Origin of the sequence: Bacteroides sp. RTP31139st1_H2_RTP31139_211217, from assembly GCF_040227615.1 — a bacterium.
Lineage (GTDB): Bacteria > Bacteroidota > Bacteroidia > Bacteroidales > Bacteroidaceae > Bacteroides > Bacteroides uniformis.
Genome location: NZ_JBCNZM010000175.1, coordinates 1 through 9,559, shown reverse-complemented (window position 1 = coordinate 9,559; position 9,559 = coordinate 1). Strand labels below are relative to the sequence as shown.

Here is a 9,559-nt window from a genome sequence, read left to right as displayed (position 1 = left end):
AATGAAGGAGGATTGACCATCGTTCGTATGCGGGCAAAAAATGTACCCGTAGCCATAGAAATTAAAGAGAATGCTCCCGACAGGCTATTTATGGAAGATTGCATTTTCGAAGATGTACACCACACCGGGGTTATTCTGACAGATGCAGGAAATGCAGCAACACAAATCAACCTTAGAAATATCCAATGTAAAAATGTTCCTATGTTTGCTTTGGAACGCTTTACAAACAAACAAGTATCCGGTAAAGGAAAAACATACCGGGTAACCCGTTTCATTTTCGGTTTTAATGCCGACAGTCTGGAAGACACTCCTCAAATAGTGCGCCGGGTAGAAACAGAACCTATTAAAAACATTACTCCTTTGGATGCCGGCGATACCCCGATGCTGCCCGCTACGGAGCAATGGGTAAACATCCGCGATTTGGGTGCCAAAGGAGACGGTTTCAGTGATGACACACACATTTTCCAGGAAGCAGTAGAAAAGTATGCCAATATCTATATTCCCCAAGGATGGTACATTGTAAAAGAGCCGTTGACTCTGAAACAAAACACGAATCTGATAGGCCTGCACCCCGGCACTACTATCTTATTAACCTTGGGCGGCAATCTCGCATTCAGCGGCTTCGGTGCCCCGCAAGCACAGTTGACTACTCCCCAAGGTGGAAAGAACATCGTATGCGGTATCTTCCTGAATGCCGATGCCTACAATTACCGGGCTGTCAATTGCAAATGGATGGCAGGCGAAGGCTCCTATATGTATGATGTCAAATTCAGCGGGCACGATAAAGCCCGTTTCTTCCACAACGGACAAAGTGCGGTCAATCCTTTGGAGAAACCTATGTCCATCACTCCGGAAACTCACGACCTCATTACCCGTGCCTGGGACAACCAGCATTGGAGCCTATGGATTACAAACGGAGGAGGAGGCTCATTCCGGGATATATGGACAGCCAACGAATATAGTTCGGCAGGACTGTACATCAGTCATACAGATACCCCGGGACGTATTTACGGAATGTCTTTAGAGCATCATTTACGCAATGAAGCCATCTTCCGCAATGTTGCCAACTGGAAAATCTACGACTTCCAGTTTGAAGTGGAAGCAGAAGGCATCGATACGCAACCTTTGGACCTGATAGACTGCAAGAACCTGACTTTTGCCAATTTCTATTCCTATCGCGTATCGCGCATGTTGAAATCCTATCCGTCGGCTATACGCACCTGGAATTGCAAGGATATTGAGTTTCTGAATGTTCACAACTATGCACATGCCCGCGTAAAGTTCACTTCCAATGCCAGCCTTTACGATGTCAATACCCACCGGGAAGCACGCCGTTGGGAACTGGCACGCCTTTCATTGACCGGCAAGGAAAACCGTAAATACCCATTGAGCCAGGAAAAAGGAAAAGCCGAACTTGTAGTCACCGGATTTGAGTTCATTGACGGACTGGCACAAGACAGCCGGGGAAATATATATTTCTGCGAGCATCGCATGCGCCGCATCTATAAATTGGATGCCCGAAGCGGGCAGGTAACTTCTATTGCCGATTTCCCCTGGAACGCAGTAGCACTGGCATGCGATACACAAGACAACTTGATTGTCGTTACCAAATACATCTCCCAACCCGGCTATAATAATGACGATACCCGTAACGGCAACCGTCCTCTATTCGGCTGGAAAGGTTCGGGAGGGCTGTGGGGCTTCAATTATGTTCCTAAGCTTTACGCAATACGTCCCGATAATCCGGATGAAAGTTTCCAAGTTTTACCGTTAGTGGATATGAAGCAATTTGCTGCACCGCAACAAATTTATTATCCGGGTAATAGAACCATCACTCAAAGCGAGTATTACAACGGAAGAAAGCCGGAACAATGTTTTGTTGCTCCCGACGGTGTAACCATCATTCCGAATTACGAAGATTTATTCCGTTGTTCATCTCTGGTTAAGGCAGTACCGGGCAAAACAGTCTATACATTGGATGAATATCACCAACGCGTAATCCATGCGGATGTAGATGCCCAAGGCTTCTTGCAAAACTGTCGCATATTTGCCGACGGAGGCGACCGGAGCGTAGTTACGGACTCTAAAGGCAACGTATATGTAGCCAACGGAGACATTTCCATATTCTCCCCGTCAGGTGAATCCATAGGTACGTTAGAGGTGCCGGAACGTCCCACGTCTCTACTGATATCAGGAAACAAGCTCTATATCACAGCTCTTTCTTCGCTCTATCAAATAGAGCTTTAACAATAGGATTATCATAATAAGAGATTAGGATTATCAATCATGACAAAGTGATATTTTCATAGGTTAGATTTTTAAGTTTGTAACTAAGGTTGCGATTCAGGTTTAAGTTAAAGAGGCGGATAACTACTTGTTTTTTTTACATCCGCCTCTTTTTTAGTAGTTTTGGCAGTAATATCATTTATAACATATCACCATGGAAAGAGAGAAAAATACACTCCCGCAAAAGGCCTGCCATTGGATGGCTGCCGTTATTATATCCTTATTTGTCCTGCCCCCTGTCCACGCCCAACGCCAAACCCAAACCATCAACGACAGCTGGAAGTTCCTCAAAGGAGAATGCACCGCAGCAGCCGACAGTGCCTTTGACGACAGCAAATGGACATCCATCCATCTGCCCCATACCTGGAATACCGATGCTTATACCGAAAAGGATTACTACCGCGGCACGGGCTGGTATCGCCGGCAACTGACCTTGCCGCAGGGCTGGAAGGAGAAACAGATTATCCTGAGACTGGATGCTGCCGGCAAATCAGCCACTATCTATATCAATGGCAAAAACGTAGGTGAGCATGCCGGAGGATATACCGCCTGTTCATTCAACATCACGCCGTTCCTCTCTTTCGACACACCCAACACGCTGGCCGTATGCGTGGATAATGCCCGCCAGGATATTGCTCCCATCTCCGGAGACTTCACTTTCTTTGGCGGCATCTACCGGGATGTTTGGCTTACGGCGGTTCCCAACCAGCACTTCAACCTAACGAACCACGGCTCGGACGGTCTGTTCATCAGCACCCCGCAGGTTTCCGAGGAGCAGGCAACCCTCTCCATACGCGGTGAAGTAAAGAACGATGCACCGGAAAAAGCGACGTTGGAACTGACGCACACCATCTACCGCCCGGATGGTACCCTGCTACAAACACTCAAGAAGAATATACAGCTAAAAGCCGGAGAAACCTACGCTTTCAGCAACGAGGCAACCCCGGTGTTGAAACCTGAATTGTGGACTCCTGAAACGCCCCGCCTCTACCGCGTAGAAACAACCCTGCGCAACCGTAAGACCAAAACCTTGCTGGACCAAAGCAATCATTACACCGCTTTCCGCTGGTTCCGGTTCGACGGAGATGAGGGTTTCTTCCTCAACGGAAAGCCCTATAAACTGCGCGGTATCTGTCGCCATCAAGACCAGAAGCCCATAGGTCCCGCGCTGACAGACGAGATGCACCGGAGAGACTTCCTGCTGATGAAAGAGATGGGAGCCAATTTTATCCGCATCTCCCACTATCCGCAAGACGATGCCCTGCTGGAGATGTGCGACAAGCTGGGTATGCTGGCATGGGAAGAGATTCCCATTATAGACATTGTGCCCAATACGCCGGGTTATGGAGATAACTGCGAACGAAACTTGCGGGAAATGATTCGCCAGCACTACAACCACCCTTCTATCATCACCTGGGGATATATGAACGAAATATTGCTCGTAACCCAACGGAAGTACAAAACCGAAGCGGAACTGAAGCCGGTACTGGAACGCACACTGGCACTGGCCAACAGGCTGGAACGGGTACTGAAAGAAGAAGATAGCACCCGCATAAGCACCATGGCATTCCACGGCAGCAACAGCTACAACGAAACCGGATTAAGCAAAATCACCGATATTGTAGGCTGGAACTTATACCAGGGATGGTATGGGGGTGACCTCACGGGCTTTGAGAAGTTCCTGGCACAACAACACCAAAACCATCCCACTCACCCGATGATTGTAAGCGAATATGGTGCAGGTTCGGACAAGCGATTACATTCGCTGCATCCGCGTGCTTTTGACTTCAGCATCGAATACCAGCAGAAGTACCTCGAACACTATTTGCCGGTATTGGAAGATACACCTTATATCTGCGGCGGCACGCACTGGAACTTTATCGACTTCTCTTCTGCCCTGCGAGACGAATCCATGCCACGCATCAACAATAAAGGGCTGGTTTATGCCGACCGTACCCCGAAAGATGTATATCACTACTATCAGGCAGCTTGGCGCAAGGACATTCCGGTGCTACATATTGCCAGCCGCGACTGGACAGACCGTGCCGGCGTGCAGCAAGGCAATGCTCCCGTATATCTGCCGGTCAAGATATACACCAACCTTTCTGAGGTAGAGCTGTTTATCGACGGTATTTCATTGGGAAAGCAGAAAACAGAGAACTACACGGCCACCTTCGAAGTTCCATTTTCTAACAGAAATCCTTTCCTATTCGCACAAGGAAACTATCAAGGAAAGACAGTGCAAGACGGGCTGAGAATAAACTTCACTCCCATACCGGCATGCCTGGATGCAAACAACCTGAAAGGGTTGGAACTGGCCGTTAATGTAGGAAGCCAATGCTTCTTCACCTCGGACGAAAGCCAACTGACCTGGCTACCCGACCAGCCTTATGCCGCAGGCAGTTGGGGATACATCGGCGGTAAGGAGGGAACTGCACAAACCGAAATCCAAAACACGGCAGACGGCCCCTTGTTCCAAACCCTCCGGAATGAGATAGAAGGTTATCGCTTCGATGCTCCCCAAGGTGTATATGAAATAGAGCTTCTCTTTACCGATATCTTCCGCCGGAATGCGGGCATTGCCTACCAACTGGACCGGAACGGGCAACAAGAGAACCGGGAAAGCACATTCGGCATTTCCATAAACGGGGAAGTGGTGGAAGAGAGCCTCTCTCCCTGCAAAGAAAGCGGGTACTTCCGTGCTTTGCGAAAGAAATACTACATTACGAACGACAAAGAATACATCGATATACGTTTCCATTCAACAAGCGGTACTTGCTTCCTGAACGGTATCAAACTCAGAAACATTTATTAATCAATAAAATAGAAAACCATGAAACTAAAAGTAGTACAATGGGTGCTTGCTTTATTGCTTCTGGCGCCTTGCACACAAGCACAATCCATCTGGGATGCCACGCACCTTGCCAACGTAAAACAGTCCATCCATGAACCTTTCTACGCAACCGCCTACCAGGCATTGCAAGCGGAGGCCGATAAACTATTGGATGTACAGCCTCTTTCCGTGATGATGAAAGAGAAGGTGCCTGCCAGTGGCAACAAGCACGACTACATGAGCCAGGCCCGCTATTATTGGCCGGACCCCACAAAGCCCGACGGACTGCCTTACGTGAGCCGCGACGGCGAATCGAACCCCGAATTGAACAAGCTCGACCGCAACCGCCTGGGAGCAACCGCCAGCCGCGTCACCACGCTGGCACTGGCCTGGTACTTCAGCGGAGAAGAGAAGTATGCCCAAAAGGCAACGGAGCTTATCCGCGTATGGTTCTTCGACAAGGATACACGCATGAATCCCAACCTGGAGTATGCGCAGATGATACCCGGACACAACGGCGGCAAAGGCCGTTGCTACGGCGTGCTGGATAGTTACTCCTTTGTAGAGATGCTGGATGCCGTGAAGTTGTTGGAGCAATCGAAGTCTTTTACGGCCAAAGATTCCAAGCAGCTGCAAGCATGGTTCGGCAAGTTGCTGAACTGGATATTGACCAGCCCGCAGGGACAAGAAGAATCCCGCCAGGCCAACAACCACAGTACGGCCTACGATGCGCAGGTGATAGCCATTGCCCTCTACACCGGCAACCTTAAAGTAGCCCGGGAAGTTATCAACGCCGTTCCTGCCAAGCGCATCTTCACCCAGATAGAACCGGACGGACGGCAGCCGCATGAATTGCGCCGCACGCTTGCCTTCGGTTATTCCCAATACAATCTGACCCATCTACTCGATATCTTCTGCATGGCAGAGAAAATAGGAATCAGGATTGATAATGCCACCTCTCCCGACGGACGCAACTTCTACCGGGCAATGGATTTCCTGGCGCAATATACAGGGAAGGATGTAAAGGAATGGCCTTACCAACAGATTAGCGAATGGGACTACAAACAACAGGAATTCTGTAAAGACCTATATCGTGCCGGCTTGCTCAACCCTGCACGCAAAGACTATCTGAGACTATCCAAAGCCCACAGAGTCATTCAGTGGAAAGACCGCTTCAACTTGCTCTATGTGCAACCCTCCGAAGTGGATAACGCCTATGCCTTTGCCTGCAAACAACTGGAATTTGCCATGCAGTGCGCCGACAAAGCAAAGAAAGAGGAGAAGAATGCTGCCCGGCGTCGCGTCATGCCGCGCAGCATCCATAAAGACGGTTCGCTGGCTATGATACATCCCCACGATTGGTGCTCGGGTTTCTTCCCCGGCTCGTTGTGGCAGGTATATGCCTATACGCATGATGACGATTGGCGCCGGGCTGCCATCTCGTGGACCTGGCCTATTGAAGAAGCCAAGTGGCACAAGGGCACGCACGACCTCGGCTTTATGATGTACGACAGCTTTGGAAAGGCGTATGAACTGACGGGTGAACGCTCTTACAAGGATGTGGTGCTGCAAAGTGCCAAGACTTTGATTACCCGCTACAGCCCGAAGGTGAAAAGCATCCGCTCGTGGGACCACAACCGCGACCGATGGAAATATCCGGTCATCATCGACAATATGATGAACCTGGAAATGCTGTTCCGTGCCACGCAGCTGACGGGCGATTCCATTTACTGGAATGTGGCCGTGAACCATGCCAACACTACACTGAAGAATCATTTCCGTCCGGACTACTCCTCTTATCACGTAGTGGACTACCACCCGGAAACAGGTGAAGTCCGCCTGAAGTGTACACACCAGGGAAACTCGGACGACTCCTTCTGGAGCCGCGGACAAGCCTGGGGGATGTACGGCTTTGCCATGTGTTACCGTTTCACCAAAGACCCCGCCTATCTGAAACAATCGGAAGGCATTGCCGACTTCTTCCTCAACCTGCCCAATATGCCGGCAGACGGCGTGCCCTACTGGGATATGAAGATGGATGTCATTAAAGACTGCACCCCCGAGAACATCAACCCCGACGTGCCGCGCGACGCTTCTGCCGCCGCACTCATCGCTTCGGGTTTATATGAACTCTGCACCTACGTAGCTCCGGAGAAGGGTAAACAGTATCGCGCCGTTGCCGACAAGATTGTCGATAGCCTCAACAAGCATTACCGGGCAGAACCGGGCACTCACTACGGCTTCCTGCTGCTGCATTCCACGGGACATCATCCGGGAGGAAGCGAAATAGACGTGCCGCTGAACTATGCCGATTACTTCTATCTGGAAGCGTTGGCAAGGAAAGAGGCGCTGGACATGAAATAAAGTTTATTCGCAAGCTGCGGATATGTATCCGGGGCTTGCGAACGCTTATCCGCGCACTGCGAATGTTTATCCGCAAGCTGCGAACAGAGAATTGTCTTAAGAGAAAAGAACTTTTCTCCCTATACCTCAGAACTTTATCCTTAATACCTAACAACTTTTATATATATACCCCGCAGGACGTATATATGTATCATTTTTATAACATACCATGAAAGCACCCCGAATCCTACTTAGTCTATTGTTCAGCAGCCTGTTGTTGCAGGCACACGCACTGATTCCTACCGACCGCAAGCAACGTCTTACGGAGCATTGGGAGTTTATCCGCCAGGATATGGGAAGCATTTGGGAAGTGATGCGCCCTATTACCGGAGCAGGAAAGCCCGAAACCGTTCCCCTCTGGCAGAAAGTCACCCTGCCCCACTGCTTCAATGCGGAAGACGCCGTTGACCCTGATGTGAACTATTATCAAGGCCCCGGCTGGTATCGCACCATGCTCAACATAGAGAATCCCTATACCAACGGACGCACCTGCCTGGAGTTTGAAGGCGCGGGACAGAAGACAGAGGTATATGTCTATACCACCCGAATCGCTTCGCACGTGGGTGGTTACGACGAGTGGAAGGCAGACATCACCGAAGCCGTGGAAGCATTCCGTCGCACGCCGCTCTGCCGGGAGCGTTTCGGCGGAAAGATTCCTATTGCCATTCGCTGCGACAACAGCCGCGACACGGAGATGATTCCTTCCGATATGTCCGACTTCAACCTCTACGGCGGACTCTACCGATATGTCAACCTCGTCTATACGCCTGCCGTCCATTTTGAGCAGATACGGATAGAAGCAACAACCGATGAGAAAGGGAAGCAAGGCAGTATCTCGATAGACATTGCTTTCGGCGGACTATCCGGCAAGGAGAAGAAGGCAAAAGAGTTCTCTCTCCGCGTCTTCTCACCCGAAGGCAAGGAGGTTAATTCCATATCATCCGAGCTTACGGAAATATCCTCGTACCAAATCTCCCTGAAACGCCCGCAGCTGTGGAGCCCCCACTCTCCCGCTCTCTACACCTGCGTGGCAGAACTTATCGACAACGGAGATACCCTGCGCACCACCCAGCACTTCGGCTTCCGCCATTTCCGCTTCGAAGAGAAAGGGCCTTTCTACCTGAACGGCGAACGGCTGCTGCTGCGCGGCACTCACCGCCATGAAGACCATGCCGGAGTAGGCGCTGCCTTGACCGAAGAGATGATGCGCACCGAAATGCAACAAATAAAAGAGATGGGTGCCAACTTTATCCGCCTGGGGCACTATCAGCAGTCCGGCATCATTCTGCGGCTCTGCGACGAGCTGGGACTTCTCGTCTGGGAAGAAATACCCTGGTGCCGCGGCGGTCTGGGCGGAGAGAGCTACAAGAACCAGGCGCGCCGGATGCTCACCAATATGATTGAGCAACATCGCAACCATCCTTCCGTCATCCTGTGGGGGCTGGGCAATGAGAACGACTGGCCGGGCGATTTCCAAACGTTCGAAAAAGACAGCATACGCGCCTTTATGGGCGAGCTGCACGACCTTGCCCATCGCCTCGACCCGACGCGCTCCACAGCCATTCGCCGCTGCGAGTTCTGCAAAGACATTGTGGACGTTTACTCCCCCACCATCTGGGCGGGCTGGTATGGCCGCCGCTTCCGCAACTACCGCGAGATGGAGACGGCCGGAATAAACGCCACCACCCGTTTCCTCCATGCCGAATGGGGAGGCGACAGCCATGCCGGGCGCCATATGGAAGTGAACAAGGAGACGGGCAGAAAAGGAATAGATAACTTCGACATCGAAGCCGCAGACCGCAACGGCGACTGGAGCGAAAGTTATATCATCCGCCTCTTCGACTGGCACCTGAAAGAACAAGAGACCATGCCCCGGCTTACGGGGAGCCTCTTCTGGACTTTCAAGGACTTCTCCACTCCGCTGCGCCCGGACAATCCCATCCCTTACGTCAATCAGAAGGGGGTGGTGCAACGAGACGGCACCCCGAAAGAGAGCTATTACGTCTTTCAATCCTATTGGAGCAGCAAACCGATGCT

4 protein-coding genes are annotated in these 9,559 nt (G+C 50.9%); all 4 read left to right on the top strand.

From position 1 onward, the window contains the following. The coding region (locus ABUA47_RS20520) for an SMP-30/gluconolactonase/LRE family protein (RefSeq protein ID WP_349831958.1) at nt 1-2,247 on the top strand (2,247 nt) is incomplete at its 5' end. Nucleotides 2,248-2,440: 193 nt separating this feature from the next. Then, entirely contained in the window at nt 2,441-5,101 is a 2,661-nt protein-coding gene (locus tag ABUA47_RS20515; RefSeq protein ID WP_035447612.1) for a glycoside hydrolase family 2 TIM barrel-domain containing protein, read from the top strand. Between the two features lie 18 nt (nt 5,102-5,119). Beyond that, nucleotides 5,120-7,483, top strand: coding sequence for an alginate lyase family protein (locus ABUA47_RS20510; protein ID WP_035447609.1), 2,364 nt, complete (start codon nt 5,120-5,122; stop codon nt 7,481-7,483). A 208-nt stretch (nt 7,484-7,691) separates the two neighbouring features. After that, the coding region (locus tag ABUA47_RS20505; RefSeq protein ID WP_349831957.1) for a glycoside hydrolase family 2 protein at nt 7,692-9,559 on the top strand (1,868 nt) is incomplete at its 3' end.